This window comes from Aminobacter sp. J41 (genome assembly GCF_000526635.1).
Classification (GTDB): Bacteria; Pseudomonadota; Alphaproteobacteria; order Rhizobiales; family Rhizobiaceae; genus Aerobium.
Map to the genome: position 1 here is coordinate 70,744 of NZ_JAGL01000001.1, position 18,167 is coordinate 88,910.

Sequence of the window (18,167 nt, forward strand, 5' to 3'; positions counted from 1 at the left end):
AACAAATACTGTCCGATCGGCTGCCGTGATGGGGCAAATTAAAAAGGGGGACAGAGCACGGGACCGACCAGAGCAACTTCAAGCCCTTGAGAGGGGACGCAAGATGGAATGGATCACCGGCTTCTTCTCACTTCTCGATAGCCTGACCTGGGGATGGGCGCTTATTCCGATCCTCGTGGTCTTCGGCATCTTCATCACGGCGATGACCGGCTTCGTCCAGTTCGAATACTTCTTCCGCATGTTCCGGGTCCTGACGTCGGACGACGAGGGCGCGGACCCCAACGCGGTCAGTGCACGTCAGGCACTGCTCGTTTCGGTTGGCGGTCGCGTGGGCGGCGGCAACATCGCCGGCGTCGCGGTGGCGATTACGCTTGGCGGTCCGGGCGCCGTATTCTGGATGTGGGCGATCGCGCTGGTCGGCATGGCAACGAGCCTCGTCGAATGCACGCTGGCGCAGCTCTACAAGCGCAGCGTCGGCGACGGCACCTATCGCGGTGGTCCGGCTTCCTACATCATCCACGGCATCGGCCAGCGCTACCGGTGGCTCGCCATCCTCTACGCCATCTGCCTGATGGCCGCCTTTGCTTTCGGCTTCAACGCGTTCCAGGGCAACACCTTTGCCGGCGCAGTCAATGAAGGCTTCGGCGTCGACCGGATCTGGCCGGCGATCGCGCTCGTCATCATCACCGCCTTCATTGTCTACGGCGGCATCAAGCGTATCGCCAAGGCGTCGGACATCATCATCCCGATCATGGCGCTCGGCTACATCGCGCTCGCGCTGCTCACGATCATCGTCAACATCACCGAACTCCCGGGGGTGCTGTGGAGCATCGTCGCCAACGCGTTCGGTCTTGAGGAAGCCGTCAGCGGCGGCGTCGGTGCGGCGCTCGCGCAAGGCCTGCGGCGCGGCCTGTTCTCGAACGAGGCGGGTCTCGGCTCCGCACCCAACGTGGCGGCCACCGCGCTGGTGCGTCACCCGATGAGCCAGGGCATCACGCAGTCGCTGTCGGTGTTCATCGACACCATCGTCATCTGCACCTGCACCGCCTTCCTCATCCTGCTCAGCCCGGTCTACCAGCCGGGGGCAGAAGGCATCGACGGCATCGTGCTGACGCAGCAGTCGCTGGCCAGCCAGTTCGGCACCTGGTCGCTGTACTACCTGACCATCATGATCGTGCTCTTCTCGTTCTCGACGATCATCTACAACTACTATCTCGGCGAGACGGCGCTGTCGGTGATGACGACGCATCCGGTCGCCGTGCACATCCTGCGAATAGCCGTGGTCGCTATGGCCTTCCTCGGCGCGATCGCGCCGGGCGCAACCTCGGTGTTCTTCTTCTCCGATCCGCTGATGGGCTTGCTCGCGCTGGTCAATCTGGTCGCCATCATGATGCTGTTCCCCGTCGCCCTGCGCGTGCTCAACGATTACCGGGCGCAGCTGGCAGCCGGTATCTCACGGCCGGTGTTCAACCCCGACGACTTCAGGGATCTCGACATCGATCCAACCGCATGGCCCTATGCCAAGGAGGCACAGCCCTACGCCAAGCCTTTGCGGCACGAAGGCGAAGCCATCGTCTGACGCTGAGGTCAGGCGGACACGCGAAACTGGTCAGGCCGCGATACGCGGCCTGCCCGAAGCCGTCGCGGTAATCACCGCTTCCACGAAGGTACGCTGGCCCTCGACGGTAGCGGTGCGGATGTCGCGGTCGAGCACGATCTCGGCATCGTCAGCCCCGGCCTGCTCGGCACGGCGCGCAGCCGCATCGCGCACCAGACGCGTCGCTTCCTCCATCGCCCTTTCCTCGTCGCCGAAATCAATCGGCCCCTCGGACGACGACACGCGGAAGATGCCGGCTTGCGGCTGGCTGATCTGGATTTCCGCAGACACCCTCACCTGCCCGACCACAGCGCCCAGCGCATTGGCGACGTCGGTGTCTTCCGGCACCACGCAGTCGTTTCCGACGAGGCCCGAAAGCTTCGCATAGTGCAGCGGGGCGGAGGCGCCGAGGCCAATCACCGGCCGGTCGAGCGCAAGCGTCATTTTCGTGATGCCGTGGCGCTGTTCGAGCGCGCGCTGCACCAGCTCGTGGTTGACCGCATCCGAGCCGTGGAAGCCGTCCTCGGCAAAGGCCGTCTCGAGAATGACTTCGGCCGAGCGCCGAGTCAGCGCCGCCAGCACCATTTCCGACACCTCTTCCGGCGCCGAGGCGATCGGCTCACCGCGCCCGTCCTTGCGCTTGGCAAACAGCGTTGCGCCCAGCCGCGCGGCTTCCGCGTTCCAGTTTGACTGGCGTCCAAGCACATGCGCCGCATCCGAGGGCGTGAAGCCGGAAATGTGCACCAGCCCGCGCGCGACCAGCCGGTTGAGCGTCGCTGCCTGCGCGTTCGAGGTCAGCAGCCGGTCGAGTGGCTGCGGGTCCGCAGAGATCGTCGCGTAGAGCTTTTCCTCCGCCGGCGTCAGCCCGGCCGCGTGGCGGTCGGGAACGCCGGTGCGCAGCGCAAAGCGGCCGTCGAGCCGGCCCATCGTCGTCGCGCGAACCTGTCGCTCCAGCGCCTCGATGACGCTTTCATGCCGGCTTGCCGCCAGCGACAGCGGCACCAGTCGGCGTGGTCCCAGCACGATGCGCGGACGCAGGCCGCCGTCCTCAAGTGAAACCTCGGAGTCGCCGCCGAGGCCAAAAGTGTGCATCGCCACCGCCTCGACCATGGTGCGGAAGCCGCCGACGGTGGCACCCTCCGGGTCAAGCCGCGGCCGGCCGCCGTCGAGCACCGCAACGTCGGTCGTCGTGCCGCCGATGTCGGAGACAACCGCATCGTCGAGGCCGGTGAGGTGCCGCGCGCCGACGAGGCTGGCGGCCGGGCCGGACAAGATCGTCTCGATCGGTCGGCGCCGGGCAAAGGAGGCAGACACCAGCGCGCCATCGCCGCGTACCATCATCAGCGGCGCCGCAATCCCGCGCGCGGCGAGAAAACCTTCAGTCGCCGCGATCAGCCGGTCGATCATCGAGATCAGCCGGGCATTGAGCAGCGTCGTCAGCGCACGGCGCGGCCCGCCGAGTTTGGCCGACAGCTCGTGGCTCGACGTCACGGGGAGCCCGGTGCGCTCGCGGATGAGTTCGGAGACTGCCAGCTCATGCGCCGGGTTGCGCACGGCAAAGTAGGCACAGACGGCAAAGCCGGTGACGCTTGTCCCAAGTTCCGGCAGCGCTTCTTCCAGCTTCGAGGTGTCGAGCAGCTGCGCGTTGCCGTGCACGTCATGACCGCCGGGAATGAAGATCACCGGGTCGGAGCCGAGTGCCGCGCGCAGCCCTGCGCGATCAAGATCGTCCTCGGAAAAGCCGACCATAACGAGCGCGACGCGCCCGCCCTGCCCTTCCACCAGCGCATTGGTGGCGAGCGTCGTCGACATCGACACCAGCCGGATGCTCGCGGCCGGCACCGCCGCCTTTTCAAGCACCCGGTCCACCGCGCCGGAAATGCCTTCGGCGAGGTCGTGGCGGGTCGTCAGCGACTTTGCCTTGGCGAGCACTTCGCCCCTGGGACCCGCGGACTCGTCCCACAGCACCGCGTCGGTGTATGTACCGCCGGTATCGATGCCGAGAAAAAGGCTGGAAGAGGACTTATCGGAAGCAGACATGTGCTCCGCTTTAGCCGAAGGCGCGCACCAAAGCATCTGTCATTTGCGACCGAAAAGCGTTAGAGACGCGGCATGGAACTGAACGACACGATCACCCGCGAAGAGCCACGTGGCGAGGCTGTCATCGCCGCTCCGACCAAGAAGGTCTTCATCAAGACCTATGGTTGCCAGATGAACGTCTATGACTCGCAGCGCATGACCGATGCGCTGACGGCGGACGGCTATGCGCAGACCGAGACGCTCGAGGATGCCGACCTCGTCCTTTTGAACACCTGCCACATCCGCGAACGGGCGGCGGAGAAGGTCTATTCGGAGCTCGGCCGCATCAACAAGCTCAAGGCGGAGCGCCGCGAGGCCACCGGCCGCGACATGGTCGTCGGCGTCACCGGCTGCGTCGCGCAGGCCGAAGGCGACGAGATCATCCGCCGCTCGCCGGTGGTGGACCTGGTTGTCGGCCCGCAGACCTACCACCGCCTGCCGCAGGTGGTGAAGAAGGCGCTTGGCGGCGAGAAGGTCGTCGAAACCGAATACGCGATCGAGGACAAGTTCGAGCACCTGCCGCAGCTGCAGAAGGCAGCCGTGCGCAGCCGCGGCGTCACCGCTTTCCTCACCGTTCAGGAAGGCTGCGACAAGTTCTGCACCTTCTGCGTGGTGCCCTATACGCGCGGCTCGGAAATCTCGCGCCCGGTCTCGCAGATCGTTGCCGAGGCCGAGCGGCTTGCGGATGCCGGCGTGCGCGAGGTGACGCTCCTTGGTCAGAACGTCAACGCCTGGCATGGCGAAGGCCCGGACGGCAGGGAATGGGGACTGGCGCAGCTCCTGTTCCGCCTTGCCGAGATCCCCGGCATCGCGCGCCTGCGCTACACCACCAGCCATCCGCGCGACATGGACGCGGACCTGATTGCTGCCCATCGCGACCTGCCGATGCTGATGCCCTATCTGCACCTGCCGGTGCAGTCGGGCTCCGACCGCATCCTCAAGGCGATGAACCGCAAGCACAAGGCCGAGGACTACATCCGCCTCATCGAGCGCATCCGCGAGGCGCGGCCGGACATTGCCATGTCCGGCGACTTCATCGTCGGCTTCCCCGGCGAGACGGACGAGGACTTCGAGGCGACCATGCAGCTCATCCGCGAGGTGAACTACGCCCAGGCCTTCTCGTTCAAATATTCGCAACGTCCGGGAACGCCGGGCGCGGATATGAAGTTTCAGGTCGAGGAAAGCGTCAAGGACGAACGGCTCCAGCGGCTGCAGGCCCTCTTGATGGAACAGCAGCACGCCTTCACCGCCTCACGCGTCGGCCTCGAGATGGATGCCCTGATCGAGAAACCGGGCCGCAAACCCGGCCAGATTGTGGGCCGCTCGCCTTGGTTGCAGCCCGTTATTGTTGATGAAAACGCGGCCCAAATCGGCGACATTATCAAGGTGCGAATCACGAGTGCGGGTCCCAACAGCCTCTTTGCCGTCCCGGCCTGAGGCCTACCGAGGAGAGACGTTATTTGAGCGCCGCCACCGACCTGAAAGCACTGCCCTCCGGGGCATCTGACATGGCGCACATCGTCCTGACCTTCGACAACAACAAACTCGCGAGTGCCCTCTACGGGCAGTTCGACGAGAACCTCGCAAGGCTGGAACAGAAGCTCGGCATCGAAATCAGCTCCAAGGGCAACCAGCTCAGCATCAAGGGCGAGCCAACGGCGGCGGAACATGCGCGCCGTGCGCTCGATTATCTCTACGAGTTGCTGCAGAAAGGCGCCGAGCTCTCGCCGTCGGACGTCGACGGCGCGGTGCGGATCGCAGTCGCCACCGACGACCAGCTGACGCTGCCGACACTCGAACGCAAGGGCAAGATGAACGCCGCGCAGATATCGACCCGAAAGCGCACGATCTATGCGCGGTCCGCCAACCAGGACGCGTATATGCGCGCGCTGGAGCGCTCCGAGCTCGTGTTCGGCATCGGCCCGGCCGGTACCGGCAAGACCTACCTCGCCGTCGCGCACGCGGCGATGCTGCTCGAGCGCGGCCTGGTTGAGCGCATCATCCTCTCGCGCCCCGCCGTCGAGGCCGGCGAGCGCCTCGGCTTCCTGCCGGGCGACATGAAGGAGAAGGTCGACCCCTATCTTCGCCCGCTCTACGACGCGCTCTACGACATGATCCCGGCCGACAAGGTCGAACGCGCGATTGCCGCCGAGGTCATCGAGATCGCCCCGCTCGCCTTCATGCGCGGCCGCACGCTGCGCAATGCCGCCGTGATCCTCGACGAGGCGCAGAACACCACATCGATGCAGATGAAGATGTTCCTGACGCGTCTCGGCGAAGGCAGCCGCATGATCGTCACCGGCGATCCCTCGCAAATCGACCTGCCGCCGAACACCCGTTCGGGCCTGGTCGAGGCGCTGCAGGTGCTGGACGGCGTGCCGGGTATCGTGACGGTCCGATTCAGCGACGTCGACGTCGTGCGCCATCACCTGGTCGCCGAGATCGTCAAGGCTTATGACCGGCACGGCGCGGGCGCCGGGCCGAAGGGACGCGAAGACATTTGATCGACATTGACATCACCGTCGAGGCCGGCAGCTGGGCTCCGGAGGAGACTCTTCACGCGATTGTGAACACTGCCGTTGACGCGTGCCTCGCCGAGCTTGGCCTCGAAGGCGACAGCGAGCTTTCGCTGCTGTTCACCGACGATGCGCACATCCAGGTCCTCAACCGCGAATGGCGCGGCAAGGACAAGCCGACAAATGTGCTGTCGTTTCCGGCATTTGACACCGCTCCGGGCGACCCGCTGTCGCCCATGATGGGCGACATCGTCATCGCCTACGAGACGGTCGAATCCGAGGCCACTCTGGAAAAAAAGCCGTTCGATCACCATCTCACGCATCTGATCGTACACGGACAGCTGCACCTGCTAGGATACGATCACGAGGACGAGGAAGAGGCCGAGGAGATGGAGGCGCTTGAGCGCCGTATCCTTGCCAGACTTGATATTCCCGATCCATATGAGTAACTGGAATCGTCCAACGATCTGGAAGCGATGAACGAGAACGCACAGAAGGCCGCCCCTGCAGAGCAGGGTAATGGCGGCCAGCAGGGCGCCGAACAATCTGGCGAAGCCCACAGTACATCCGCCGGGCGAACCGGCGCGATACCATCCATCATAGACCGTCTGTTCGGACGATTCCGGCATCGGAACGGCTCGAATCTGCGTGAAGACCTGGCTGACGCCCTTTCCGACGACGCCACGGAGGACACGGGATCGACCTTCTCGCCGGCCGAACGCGCGATGCTCAACAACATCCTGCGGCTGCGCGAACTGCGCGTCGAGGACGTCATGGTGCCGCGCGCCGACATCGAGGCGATCGACCTCTCGACCAAGCTCGGTGATCTGCTGATGCTGTTCGAGGAGTCCGGCCGCTCGCGTATGCCGGTCTACCACGAGAACCTCGATGACCCGCGCGGTATGGTTCATATCCGCGACGTCGTCGGCCATGTCACCCGCCTGGCGAAGCAGAAGCGCCGCGGCCGCAAGAACGGCCACAGCAGCGGTTCGCTCGACCTTGCCAATGTCGACCTGTCGCAGACGGTCGAAGAGGCGAACATCATTCGTCCGGTGCTGTTCGTGCCGCCGTCCATGCTTGCATCAGACCTGATGGCGCGCATGCAGGCCGAGCGCATCCAGATGGCGCTGGTGATCGACGAATATGGCGGCACCGACGGCCTCGTCTCGCTGGAGGACGTGGTCGAGATGGTCGTTGGCGACATCGAAGACGAGCACGACGATGACGAACCGATGATCGTCCGCGCGTCCGAAGGCGTGTTCCTGGTCGATGCGAAGGCGGAGATCGAGGAAGTCGCGGAAGTAATTGGCGACGCCTTCAAGGCGGGCGAACATGCCGAGGACGTCGACACGATCGGCGGCATGATCTTCAACACGCTGGGCCGTGTTCCGGCCCGTGGCGAAGTCGTCCGTGCGATCCCGGGCTTCGAGTTCCACGTTCTCGATGCGGACCCGCGCCGCGTCAAGCGCGTGCGCATCGTCCAGACGAGGGTGGCGGCAGAACGCCGCCGCGCCGCTGCAAAATCCGCAGCGCGTGAGGAACAGGGCGCTACTGATGCGCTCGCTAGCCAGCCGGAAGCGGCTTCGAATTAGCGCAATTCCAGGAAAAGTGGAAACCGGTTTTCCGTCCGGAAATGCGCTAAAGCAAAGACTTAGTTCGGAAAGATCCCGCGTTCGGCCACCTGAATACCGGCCGGACCGAGGATCACGGCAAACAGCACCGGCAGAAAGAACAGGATCATCGGCACTGTCAGCTTCGGCGGCAGTGCCGCGGCTTTCTTCTCGGCCTCGTTCATGCGCATGTCGCGGCTTTCGGCGGCGAGCACGCGCAGCGCGTGCGCAACGGGCGTACCGTATCGTTCTGCCTGTGTGAGCGCCTGCGTCACGCTCTTCACCGTCTCGAGGCCCGTGCGTGCGGCAAGGTTTTCGTAGGCCTGGCGGCGCTCCTGCAGGAACGACAGCTCGGCATTGGTCAGCACGAATTCTTCTGCCAGTTCCACCGACTGCGCGCCGATCTCATCGGCGACGCGGCGGAACGCCGCCTCAACCGACATGCCAGATTCCACACAGATCAGCAGAAGGTCGAGCGCATCCGGCCAGGCGCGCTGGATCGACTGCTTGCGCTTCTGCGCACGGTTCGAGACGTAGAGGATCGGCGCATAGAAGCCCGCATAGGCCAGCAGGACGCAGACGAACAGCTTCATGAACACCGGCTGCTCGGCCAGCCCGCCCATGACGAAGATGTAGAACAGGCCAAGGGCGAAACCGACGAACGGCAGCACCAGCCGGAAGAACAGGAAGTAGGTCAGCGGGTTCTGGCCGCGGAAGCCCGCGACCTTCAACTTGTTGACCGTGTTCTCGTCGGCGAGTGCGCGCTTGAGATCCAAGCGTTCCACCAGCTTGCGCATGCCGGCCGGCGTTGCCTCCTCGCGCAGGCCGCGGCGGCGCCGATCGGCCTCTGCCGCGAGGCGTGCACGCTGCTGCGCGCGCAGCTCGTCGCGCTCGATCGCCACTGCCTTCATGCGCGCCTTGAGCGGATCGCCGCTCAGCGACGGCATCAGCGTCATCACCGTGACGAACACGGCGATCGACACGACCAGCGCCGCCACGAAGGAAGGATCGGTTACGGCATCGGCGACCAGCTTGATCATGCGCAGCCCCCTAGATCTCGAAATTCATCATCTTCTTCATCACGAAGATGCCCATGGACATCCAGAGGCCGGAGACGACCAGGATGAAGTGGCCCGTCGGATGGACGAAGAGCGGCATGATGTAGCCCGGGCTCGACAGGTAGACGAGGAAGGCGACGATGAACGGCAGTGCGCCGATGATGACGGCGGATGCCTTCGCTTCCATCGACAGCGCCTGGATCTTCGCCTTCATCTTCTTGCGGTCGCGCAGCACCTTCGACAGGTTGCCAAGCGCCTCGGAGAGGTTGCCGCCCGCCTGGCTCTGGATCTGGATGACGATGCCGAAGAAGCTCGCCTCCGGGCAGGGCATGGTTTCAGGCATGCGCAGAACCGCCTCGGGCAGCGACAGGCCAAGCTGCTGCGATTCCACCACGCGGCGGAATTCCGTGCGCACCGGCTCCGGCGCCTCGGCCGCGATCAGCCGGACGGCGTCGTTGAGCGGCAGGCCCGATTTCACTGCACGCACGATCACGTCGAGCGCGTTCGGCAGTTCCGCCAGGAACGCGTTGACGCGGCGGCGGCGGATGAAGGTAACGATCCAGCGCGGCAGGCCGAACATGCCGGCCACGAAGGCGCCCGGAACGACCAGCAGCGGCGCACCAATCACGAGCGCAATGAACGCGCAGGCAACGCCGCAGATCACCGAATAGACCCAGAACCGCTGAATCGTCAGTTCTAGGCCCGCCTGCTTGAGCTGGACCTTCAGCGGCGGCTTCCTCGACTTCTGGTCGCGGTTCTTTTCCTTCGCTTCCAGTTCCTTGAGCGAATCCTGCACCGACTTGCGCCGCCGGGCGACCTCCGCCAGGCGGTCGCGCGAAGCCTTGAGCGAGGCGCCGTCGGTCTCCGCACGCTTGATCGCGTTCAGGCGCTGGCCAACCTTGCGCTCGCTCTCGACGGACTTGAACAGCAAGGCATAGGCGAGCGCGCCGGCGCTGATTGCCGCCAGAACCACGAAGACCAAGGTACCGCTCATCGTGCCCCCTTCTCCATCGCCTCGAGCGCGGTGGCGAGACGGGCTTCCTCGCCGTAGTAGCGCGCGCGGTCCCAGAAGGCCGGGCGGCCGACACCGGTCGAGATGTGCTGGCCAAGGATGCGGCCCTGTGCGTCCTCGCCCTGGATATCGTAGGTGATCAGGTCCTGCGTGATGATGACGTCGCCTTCCATGCCGATCACCTCGGTGACGTGGGTGATGCGGCGCGAGCCGTCGCGCAGGCGCGCGGCCTGGATGATGACGTCGACCGAACCGACGATGATCTCGCGAACCGTCTTCTGCGGCAGCGTGTAGCCGCCCATGGCGATCATCGATTCCATACGGCTCAGGCATTCGCGCGGGCTGTTGGCGTGGATCGTGCCCATCGAACCGTCGTGACCGGTGTTCATCGCCTGCAGCAGGTCGAACACTTCCGGTCCGCGCACTTCGCCGACGATGATACGTTCGGGGCGCATGCGCAGGCAGTTCTTGACCAGATCACGCATGGTGACCTCGCCCTCGCCCTCGAGGTTCGGCGGGCGGGTTTCGAGGCGCACCACGTGCGGCTGCTGCAGCTGCAGTTCCGCCGAGTCCTCGCAGGTGATGATGCGCTCGTCGCGGTCGATGTAGTTGGTCAGGCAGTTCAGCAGCGTCGTCTTACCCGAACCGGTACCGCCCGAGATGATGACGTTGCAACGGACGCGGCCGATGATCTTGAGCACCTCCGCACCTTCCTGCGTGATGGCGCCCAGCCGCACCAGCTGGTCGAGCGTCAGCTTGTCCTTCTTGAACTTGCGGATCGTCAGCGCCGCGCCGTCGATCGACAGCGGCGGGGCGATGACGTTGACGCGCGAGCCGTCGGGCAGGCGCGCGTCGCAAATCGGGCTCGATTCATCGACGCGGCGGCCAACCTGGCTGACGATGCGCTGGCAGATGTTCAGGAGTTGCTGGTTGTCGCGGAAGCGGATGCTGGTCTTTTCGACCTTGCCGCCGACTTCGATGTAAACCTCTTTCGAGCCGTTCACCATGATGTCGGCGATGTCGTCGCGCGCCAGCAGCGGCTCGAGCGGGCCGTAGCCGAGGACGTCGTTGCAGATGTCCTCGAGCAGCTCCTCTTGCTCGGAGATGGACATCGCGAAATTCTTGATCGCGATGATGTCGTTGACGATGTCGCGGATTTCCTCGCGCGCCGCGTCGGGTTCGAGCTTCGCAAGCTGCGACAGGTCGATCGTGTCGATCAGCGCCGTGAAGACCTGGCTCTTGGTGTCGTAGTAGCTGTCGCTGCGCTCGCGCTTCAGGGCCTTCGGCACCTCTGAGGAAATGGGCGGTGCAAAATCGGCCAGGCGCTGTGACATGCCTCCCATCGGCGCGTCGATCGCCGGGCGCGGCCTGACCGCAACCTCGTCGAGAACCGGCACGCCGGGTGCGCTCGGCGCTGGCGCGGGCCGGAGTTCCGGCGTCTCGCGCATTCCCCTGTCGTTGCCTCTTCTGCCAAACATCTGAGTGACCGCTCGTCCGTACTGGGTTTACTTCTTGATCCGAAGCCGGCTGATGATGTCCCCAAGGCCCGACTTCTTCTTCGCCTTCACCTCCGCACGCCCGGTGAGCACGTGCGCGATCTCGTTCACCGTCTTCACGATGGCGTGGTTCGCATCCATCTCGCCCAGCATGCGGCCGTTGTTGGCCGCCGAGCCGAAAAATGCCGGATCGAAGGGAATGATCGCCATCGGCTCGATGCCGAGCGGATCGGCGAAGTCTTCCGGCGAGATTTCCGGCCGCTTGGGCACGCCCGCCTGGTTGATGATCAGCTTCGGCGGCATGTCGTTCGGCCGCATCTTCTTCAGCGTATCAACCAGGTTCTTGGCGTTGCGCAGGTTGGCGAGTTCGGGCGTTGCCGTGATGACGATCTCGTCAGCCTGAGCCAGCACCGTCTTCGACCAGTTGCTCCAGATGTGCGGCACGTCGAGAACCAGCAGCGGCGCCGAACGCTGCGCCACCTCGATGATCGGGGTGAAGGCGTCCGCGTCGAAGTCGTAGGTGCGGTCGAGCATCGAAGGTGCCGCCAGCAGCGACAGGTGCTCGGCGCACTGCGCGAGCAGGCGGTCGAGATACATCTCGTCGATCCGCTCCGGCGAGAACACCGCCTCCGCGATGCCCTGAGCCGGGTCCTGGTCGAAATTGATGTTGGCGGTGCCGAAGGCCAGGTCGAGGTCGGCGACGATCACCTCGGAGGTGAACAGCGACGACATTGCCCAGCCGACATTGTGGGCGATCGTCGAGGACCCGACGCCGCCCTTGGCGCCGACGAAGGCGATCGCCTTGCCGATGGGATCCGCGTCCGGGCCGACGAAGATGCCGGAAATGACCGAGAGGATGTCGACCAGCGTGATCGGCGCGACGACATATTCCGAGATGCCGAAGCGGATCAGTTCGCGGTAGAGCCACACGTCGTTGTAGTGGCCGATGACGATCACCCGGGTCGAGGCATCGCACACCTCGGCGAGCTGGCCGAGGGATGCCAGCAGCTGCCGCGGCTCCTCGCGAGACTCGATGATGATCAGGTTCGGCGTCTGCGCGTGCTGGTAGAACTCGATGGCGGTGGCGATGCCGCCCATGTGCACCTTGAGGTGCGCCTTTGCCATGCGCCGGTCGAGTGCGGCGCGCTCGATCGGTGCCGCCACGCCTTCCGTCTCGCAGAACGCCTGGATCGAAATGCGCGGAATTGGCCGCAGGTCGTTCAGAGCCGCCGAGTTTTCCTCGCGTGCGCCCTTCACGTCAAAGGCTAGACTGTTCATCGCTGCCCCCCACTACCGTCAGTATTCGACTTCGGAGTCCCAGCCCGACAGCCGGTCACGATAATCGTCGATCGTGACACCGCGGCGGGCCGCATCGATCTCGCCGGGCTGGCGCGGCCCGAGAAGGTCGGCCGGATTGGCGATCTGCGCTGCCAGGTTGTTCTGGTAGGAGCAGCCGAAATTCGCCCAGTGCTTGTTGTCGGAAGTGTCCATCAGGTCCTTTGGCCAGCGGCCGCACGGGCCGGTCGATGCCGCCATCTCGGAGTAAACGAGCCGGATCGGTGCCGATGCGCCGTATTGCGAAGCATCATAGGGCTGGTGGACGATGTGGCCCTCCGGCACGCCGCGCTTGCGCAGGCGCTTGACAATGCCCTCGGCGACGAGACGGGCTGCTGCCTGGTTGCCCGATCCGTGCGGCACCATCACCGACACTGCCGGTGCGGCCTTGCGGTCGTAGCCAGCGATGAAGCCGTCGACGATCGTGCTCTGCACGCGGGTGAGACCGCGATCCATGCTGCCCACCGGAATATCGACCTTCTTGTCGCGCTCACCGATCACGATCGGGTGGTTGGTGCGGTAGTCGTCCGGCACCGAGCCGACGGTGATGCTGTCGCGGTTGGCGCAGCCCACCACCAGAGCGGCGGCCGCGATAGCGGCAAGTGCCGACACGCGCTTGATGCGCAGTGCTGTCGTGAAAGCCCCTTCAGACATCTGTCCGTCCCCGATCACTTGTAAATGTAGCCAACCACGCCGTGGTAGCGCCCGGCAGGCTTGTCGGTTTTCATGCTTCCGTAGACGCGGTTGACGCGGTTCAGGAACATGCCGGCGCCATCGCTCGCCGGGTTGAAATTGTCGTCCGGCTTGGCGAGTGCGGTGCGCGCAACCGGCTTCGAGAGATAAGGCGTGACGATGATGACCAGCTCGGTCTCATTGCGTACGAAGTCGCGGCTGCGGAACAGCGTGCCGAGAACCGGCACCTTCGACAGGCCAGGCAGGCCGTTCGCCACCTGGCGCACGTCGTCGCGCACGAGGCCAGCGATCATCATGGAGCCGCCCGAGGGAAGCTCGATCGTCGTATCGGCAAGGCGCTTGCGGATTGAGATCACGTTATACGACTTCCCACGTCCCCCACTACCAAACCCGGGCGCTTCGGACGTTGGCTCGGACACCTGAGTGCGAACCTTCAGGCTGATGCGGCCGGGCGACAGCACGACTGGCATGAACTCGAGGCCGATTCCGTACTCGATTTGCCTGAACGAGACCTTTGTGGCGCCGTCGCGGTTGTCGTCGTTCCTGATCGCGTCGACGCTTTCCAGGACATTAAACTCGCCGCCTACCCGAAAAGTCGCCTTTTCGCCCGAGACGGCAGTTAATGTGGGTTCGGCGAGCGTCTTCATCACCCCAGCCCGTTCCATCGCGTTTAGGTAAGCGTCGATCAAGCGCCCACCGATTCTTGATGGCTCGGGCGACAGGACGCTCCCGAGGCCGAGCGCGTTGTCATTGATCAGCGACCACTGAATCCCGTCGATATTGCCTCCTCCTACCATGCTGACGCCCAGCTGCTTCATCACGTTGCGGCTGACTTCAGCGACGGTGACCTTCAGCGTCACCTGATCCTCGCCAACGATCTTCAGCATGTTGACGATGCGGCTGGTGCGGCGCTCGCTGTCCGGGTTGTTGATGTCGACACCGCCGGCTGCGTTGCCGCCGGCCGCGGTCATCGCGTACTGGCCGGTCGTCGCTTCACCGCCGGAGACGAAGATCCGCGCCAGTTCTTCGGCGCGCTTGGCGTCGAGCGGCGTCTGGACGGTGCCGGTCAGCACGACGTTGTCGTTGATCAGCTCGACGGTGATCTCGGATTCGGGAAGGAACTTCTTGAGGTAGCCCTCAAGCCCCGCGACATCGCGCTCGACCTGGATCTCCAGGCTCGCCACCTGCTCGCCGTTCGGCCCGAACACGAAGATGTTCGTTTCGCCGACCGTCTTGCCAAATAGGTAGATGCGCCGCGCCGTGCGGGTCACCGCGTCGGCAACTGCCGGGTTGGCGACCAGAATGTCATAGGCGTCCCGTGGCAGCTCGATCACCCGCGACTTGTTGAGGCCGAGCTTGATCCGCTGGTGCGCCGACTGCGGCGAGACCGTCACCGTGCCCTGGGCAAACGATGCGGTCGGAAATGCAGTCAGAGCACCGCCTACTGCCAACAATGTTGCGACTGCTGCCCCACCCAGCCGCAGAAACGTCATCCTTGCGGTCATTTGCCCGCCCCCACTTCCGTAACCTCGCCTGAACGGATCAGGCGCACCGTCCCGCGCCGCCCGCTGCCGGACAGCAAGTGATCTGCTTCTTCGTCGACCTTCTCGGTCGCATCCGCCACCGAGCGCAGCGCGAGGGTCAGGCGGTCGGCCATCTGTTGCGCCACCGTAATGATCTCTGCCTGCTGGGGCGTGAGCTCGAGCGTCGCGGTGTCGCCGACCCGGACGAGCTTGCCCTCCTCGTCCTCCTGCATGTTCTGGTCGATCGCCAGGACGCGGATGTTCTTCAGGATCGTTTCGGTCACGTAACCGCTCGCGCTGCCGCTGCCCTCGGGCGCCCGGCGCGTCATGATTACATCGACATTGTCGTTCGGCAGGATAAAGCCGCCGGCCGAGGTATCGGCCGCGATCTGCGTCGCCACCGCCCGTTTGCCTGCAGGCAGCACCGCGGACATGAAGCTGTGGCCCTCGCCGATCAGCTTGGATCGTCTCAGCGGCTCGCCCGAGTAAAGCGGAACGCGTGCCAGCGCCCCGGTCAGTTCCTCAAGGGCGTTGGGATCCTGTTCTTTGGTGATGAAGGCATCATTGATGCCGTCGGACGGCCATGCCTGCCAGGTGATGTTCCCGCCGAGCGGCGCGCCCATCGGCACATCCGCGCTCAGCACCAAGACTTCCGTCAGGCTGATCGCAGGTTCCTGCTGTACGGATTCGGGAGTCGCTTCAGCCGGAGCCGGCGTCGCCATGTTCTTTGCGACATAGCCAGCCCCCACAGCTGCCGCTACAGCGACTCCGAGTATAATCACACGGGATGGTGCCATTCGTCCGGACCTCGTACTCGGCGCTCCACTAAGCCGATCCGGACATTGACCTCGCAATCGTCAAATTATGGTTAATTGAAACCTTACAGGGATGCTTAATTTTGTTTTTATCGCATCCTAGCCAGTAACAAGGCGCGCGACGGCCCACTGCATCAGTTGTGTCGACGGATAAACCATCAACCCGGCAGCACCCAGTGCAATACCATATGGTACTCCAACGTGCTTATTCGCCAGATTGCGTGTAAACACATTGTCGCCGGTAAATACGGCCGCCACGGAACCCCGGTAGAGAAGTATTCCCAAGGTGAGAATACCACCCAGTATCGCCGTCTGGACAAGATACTGCAGCAGCTCGAGCGAAAACCCCATCCAGAGGGAAGTAGACGCCAGCAGCTTTGCGTCGCCGCCCCCCATCGCGCGCAGCGCGAACAGCACAAAGGTCACGCACAGAACCAGCGCCCCTGCCGCGAAGTGCATCGCATAGGTCGTCATGTCCATGCCGGTCAGCGGCGCGACTACGGCAAAGGTTGCCGCCAAAATCACCGGCACACGGTTCGCAATCGTCATCGACAGGATGTCCGACACCATCGCGTAGACCATGCAGAATGGAAAGACGACGAATATCAGCGCTTCAAGCATGACGACTCCTGGAAATCTCCACGACGCGGATATTTCCGCAAACAGCTTAACCTTTGGTGAGGGCTGAAACGAAAAAGGGCCACCGCTGGGTGGCCCATGCATTCGAGAAAGTTCGACAGTTGATCAGCTCGCCTTCAAATTGTTGGAGATGAAGTTAAACTGATCGCTCAGCTTGTTACCGAGGCTGCCCGCGCCGGCAACGATGGCGAGTGCGATAAGGGCGGCGATAAGGCCATACTCGATGGCAGTCGCGCCGGATTCATCATTGATGAAGCGTGCGATAATCTTCGACATTAGAGGTCTCCTAGCTCCATGTGTTTACAGCACTTCCGTCAACGTTCTGCCGTGTCGATCGGATGCCCGGACATTACAGAGGAGCTGTTGCCACCTGCTTAAGAAACAGGATTACCGAAGTCTTTATTTCCGCGACTATTCGACTTGGTTAAATGGCAATGAAGTATTCGTACTGCTTTTAAAGCATTCGCGCACGTCCCGCGCAACTCTGCGCAATTTCCATTCGCAAGAACGCTTAACCGTTGATTCACCAATCTGATTCATCTTCCGGCAGGTGGTGGAGCGGGAGATCGCTGATAATGCGTCACGTGATGGCTAAGGCGGCTGCAGCCGCGCTGGGGTTTGTGGGATCGGCTCTTCTGGCGGGACACGCCAGCGCGGAGGCGATCGAGGTACAGATGAACCAGGCCAGGATCGTTAAGCTGGCGCGACCGGCTGACACCATCATTATCGGCAACCCGCAGATCGCCGACGCGTCCGTCCAGGATCCGTCGACCATCGTGCTCACCGGCAAGGGTTTTGGCGTGACCAACCTCGTCGTCATGGATGACAGAGGCAATGTCGTCGTCGACGAGCAGGTCGTGGTTTCGCGCAGCTTCGCCAATTCGGTGCGCATCTACCGGCGCTCGCAGGTGCAGACGCTGTCTTGCTCGCCGTTCTGCGAGAGCGCGTTCAAGAATGATGAAGAGCAGCGCTCGGAAGCTGCAATGAACGCGGGTTTCTGAGCCTCAGCAATCATCATCTGCCGCAAGCCAGTCTTTACACGCGCATTATTATAAAGAGTACGGGCGTTGCTTTAACCGCATCGCGGCCGCGGCCTTTAACGAAGTGTTGCTGCGGACGTCACAATTCTAATTGCGCTCAAAACGGGACATCAACACGGCTGGTGTAACGTCCTTCGAGATGTACGGTGGCGGGGGACAGCATGGTACACCTCAGGAACGGGCGGCCGTCGAAGTCGCGCTCGATGAAGATACGCAACTGGCTGCAGCGCTTCGCGCGCAACCGCGATGGCGCCATCGCGATCGAATTTGCGGCGCTGGCGCTGCCCTTCTCGCTCCTCGTTTTTGCGATCCTTGAGAGCTGCATCTCCTTTGCGGGGCAGCAGCTGCTGATGAACGCAACCGACAACGTCGCCCGCCAGTTCCGCACCGGCCAGATCAGGCCCGCCGACGTCGAGGCAAACAAGAACCTCGTCCGCAACAAGATCTGCGAGCAGATCCAGATCGTGGTGACCACGGGCTGCCCTGGCCTTCTCGTCGACCTCAAGAACTACACGACCTTCTCGCAGGCCGCCGCGGTCAAGATCAAGTACACGAGCGACGACGACATCGACGACACCGGCTTCGACATCAAGCCGGGCAAATCCGGCACGATCAACCAGCTGCGCGCCTTCTACCGCTGGCCGGTGATGACCGACCTCCTGCGCAAGTCAATGTCGAACCTCAAGGGCGGCAACACGCTCCATTTCGCCAGCGTCACCTGGCAGAACGAACCATTCGAAGACTGAGCGGCGGG

The 18,167-nt window shown here is 63.7% G+C and carries 17 protein-coding genes; 7 read left to right on the plus strand and 10 right to left on the minus strand.

The features are described 5' to 3' along the window. Positions 1 to 103 precede the first annotated feature (103 nt). Positions 104 to 1,579 (plus strand): alanine/glycine:cation symporter family protein, encoded by a 1,476-nt coding sequence (locus L630_RS0100360; protein ID WP_024846301.1) that lies wholly within the window; start codon positions 104 to 106, stop codon positions 1,577 to 1,579. A 30-nt stretch (positions 1,580 to 1,609) separates the two neighbouring features. On the opposite strand, the gene L630_RS0100365 is transcribed toward L630_RS0100360, so the two are convergent. Beyond that, complete coding sequence (locus L630_RS0100365; RefSeq protein ID WP_024846302.1) at positions 1,610 to 3,637, minus strand: hydantoinase/oxoprolinase family protein; 2,028 nt, start codon at positions 3,635 to 3,637, stop codon at positions 1,610 to 1,612. A gap of 72 nt (positions 3,638 to 3,709) precedes the next feature. Here L630_RS0100365 and miaB point away from each other — a divergent pair, with 72 nt between their 5' ends. From miaB to L630_RS0100385, 4 genes are all read left to right on the plus strand, one after another. Further along, positions 3,710 to 5,113 (plus strand): tRNA (N6-isopentenyl adenosine(37)-C2)-methylthiotransferase MiaB, encoded by a 1,404-nt coding sequence (gene miaB, locus L630_RS0100370; RefSeq protein WP_024846303.1) that lies wholly within the window; start codon positions 3,710 to 3,712, stop codon positions 5,111 to 5,113. Positions 5,114 to 5,184: 71 nt separating this feature from the next. Beyond that, complete coding sequence (locus tag L630_RS0100375) at positions 5,185 to 6,180, plus strand: PhoH family protein (RefSeq protein WP_051473055.1); 996 nt, start codon at positions 5,185 to 5,187, stop codon at positions 6,178 to 6,180. After that, on the plus strand, positions 6,177 to 6,641 hold the full coding sequence (gene ybeY / locus L630_RS0100380; protein WP_024846305.1) for an rRNA maturation RNase YbeY: 465 nt from the start codon (positions 6,177 to 6,179) through the stop codon (positions 6,639 to 6,641). The genes L630_RS0100375 and ybeY overlap by 4 nt, the downstream gene beginning before the upstream one ends. Before the next feature lie 27 nt (positions 6,642 to 6,668). Further along, complete coding sequence (locus tag L630_RS0100385) at positions 6,669 to 7,784, plus strand: hemolysin family protein (RefSeq protein WP_024846306.1); 1,116 nt, start codon at positions 6,669 to 6,671, stop codon at positions 7,782 to 7,784. Between the two features lie 59 nt (positions 7,785 to 7,843). On the opposite strand, the gene L630_RS0100390 is transcribed toward L630_RS0100385, so the two are convergent. The 9 genes from L630_RS0100390 to L630_RS22325 form a co-directional block, all read right to left on the minus strand. Continuing rightward, complete coding sequence (locus L630_RS0100390; RefSeq protein WP_024846307.1) at positions 7,844 to 8,842, minus strand: type II secretion system F family protein; 999 nt, start codon at positions 8,840 to 8,842, stop codon at positions 7,844 to 7,846. A 10-nt stretch (positions 8,843 to 8,852) separates the two neighbouring features. After that, the gene (locus tag L630_RS0100395; RefSeq protein WP_024846308.1) at positions 8,853 to 9,854 is read right to left on the minus strand and encodes a type II secretion system F family protein; all 1,002 of its coding nucleotides are present in this window, start codon (positions 9,852 to 9,854) and stop codon (positions 8,853 to 8,855) included. Continuing rightward, the gene (locus tag L630_RS0100400; RefSeq protein ID WP_024846309.1) at positions 9,851 to 11,350 is read right to left on the minus strand and encodes a CpaF family protein; all 1,500 of its coding nucleotides are present in this window, start codon (positions 11,348 to 11,350) and stop codon (positions 9,851 to 9,853) included. Before L630_RS0100400 ends, L630_RS0100395 begins: the two co-directional genes overlap by 4 nt. Positions 11,351 to 11,377: 27 nt before the next feature. Continuing rightward, the gene (locus L630_RS0100405) at positions 11,378 to 12,646 is read right to left on the minus strand and encodes a CpaE family protein (RefSeq protein ID WP_024846310.1); all 1,269 of its coding nucleotides are present in this window, start codon (positions 12,644 to 12,646) and stop codon (positions 11,378 to 11,380) included. 18 nt (positions 12,647 to 12,664) lie between these two features. After that, on the minus strand, positions 12,665 to 13,357 hold the full coding sequence (locus L630_RS0100410) for a CpaD family pilus assembly lipoprotein (RefSeq protein WP_024846311.1): 693 nt from the start codon (positions 13,355 to 13,357) through the stop codon (positions 12,665 to 12,667). A 14-nt stretch (positions 13,358 to 13,371) separates the two neighbouring features. After that, positions 13,372 to 14,901: a type II and III secretion system protein family protein gene (locus L630_RS0100415; RefSeq protein WP_034329058.1), complete on the minus strand. Its 1,530-nt coding sequence runs from the start codon at positions 14,899 to 14,901 to the stop codon at positions 13,372 to 13,374. Beyond that, positions 14,898 to 15,716 (minus strand): Flp pilus assembly protein CpaB, encoded by an 819-nt coding sequence (gene cpaB, locus L630_RS0100420; RefSeq protein ID WP_024846313.1) that lies wholly within the window; start codon positions 15,714 to 15,716, stop codon positions 14,898 to 14,900. The genes L630_RS0100415 and cpaB overlap by 4 nt, the downstream gene beginning before the upstream one ends. Positions 15,717 to 15,833: 117 nt before the next feature. Beyond that, complete coding sequence (locus tag L630_RS0100425; protein ID WP_024846314.1) at positions 15,834 to 16,355, minus strand: prepilin peptidase; 522 nt, start codon at positions 16,353 to 16,355, stop codon at positions 15,834 to 15,836. Between the two features lie 123 nt (positions 16,356 to 16,478). Then, positions 16,479 to 16,649, minus strand: a complete 171-nt coding sequence (locus L630_RS22325) for a Flp family type IVb pilin (RefSeq protein WP_084465648.1) — start codon at positions 16,647 to 16,649, stop codon at positions 16,479 to 16,481. A gap of 299 nt (positions 16,650 to 16,948) precedes the next feature. Here L630_RS22325 and L630_RS0100435 point away from each other — a divergent pair, with 299 nt between their 5' ends. Both L630_RS0100435 and L630_RS0100440 read left to right on the plus strand, forming a co-directional pair. Further along, positions 16,949 to 17,374: a pilus assembly protein N-terminal domain-containing protein gene (locus tag L630_RS0100435; protein WP_024846315.1), complete on the plus strand. Its 426-nt coding sequence runs from the start codon at positions 16,949 to 16,951 to the stop codon at positions 17,372 to 17,374. A gap of 200 nt (positions 17,375 to 17,574) precedes the next feature. Then, on the plus strand, positions 17,575 to 18,159 hold the full coding sequence (locus L630_RS0100440) for a TadE/TadG family type IV pilus assembly protein (protein ID WP_245263621.1): 585 nt from the start codon (positions 17,575 to 17,577) through the stop codon (positions 18,157 to 18,159). The last annotated feature ends 8 nt before the right edge of the window (positions 18,160 to 18,167 follow it).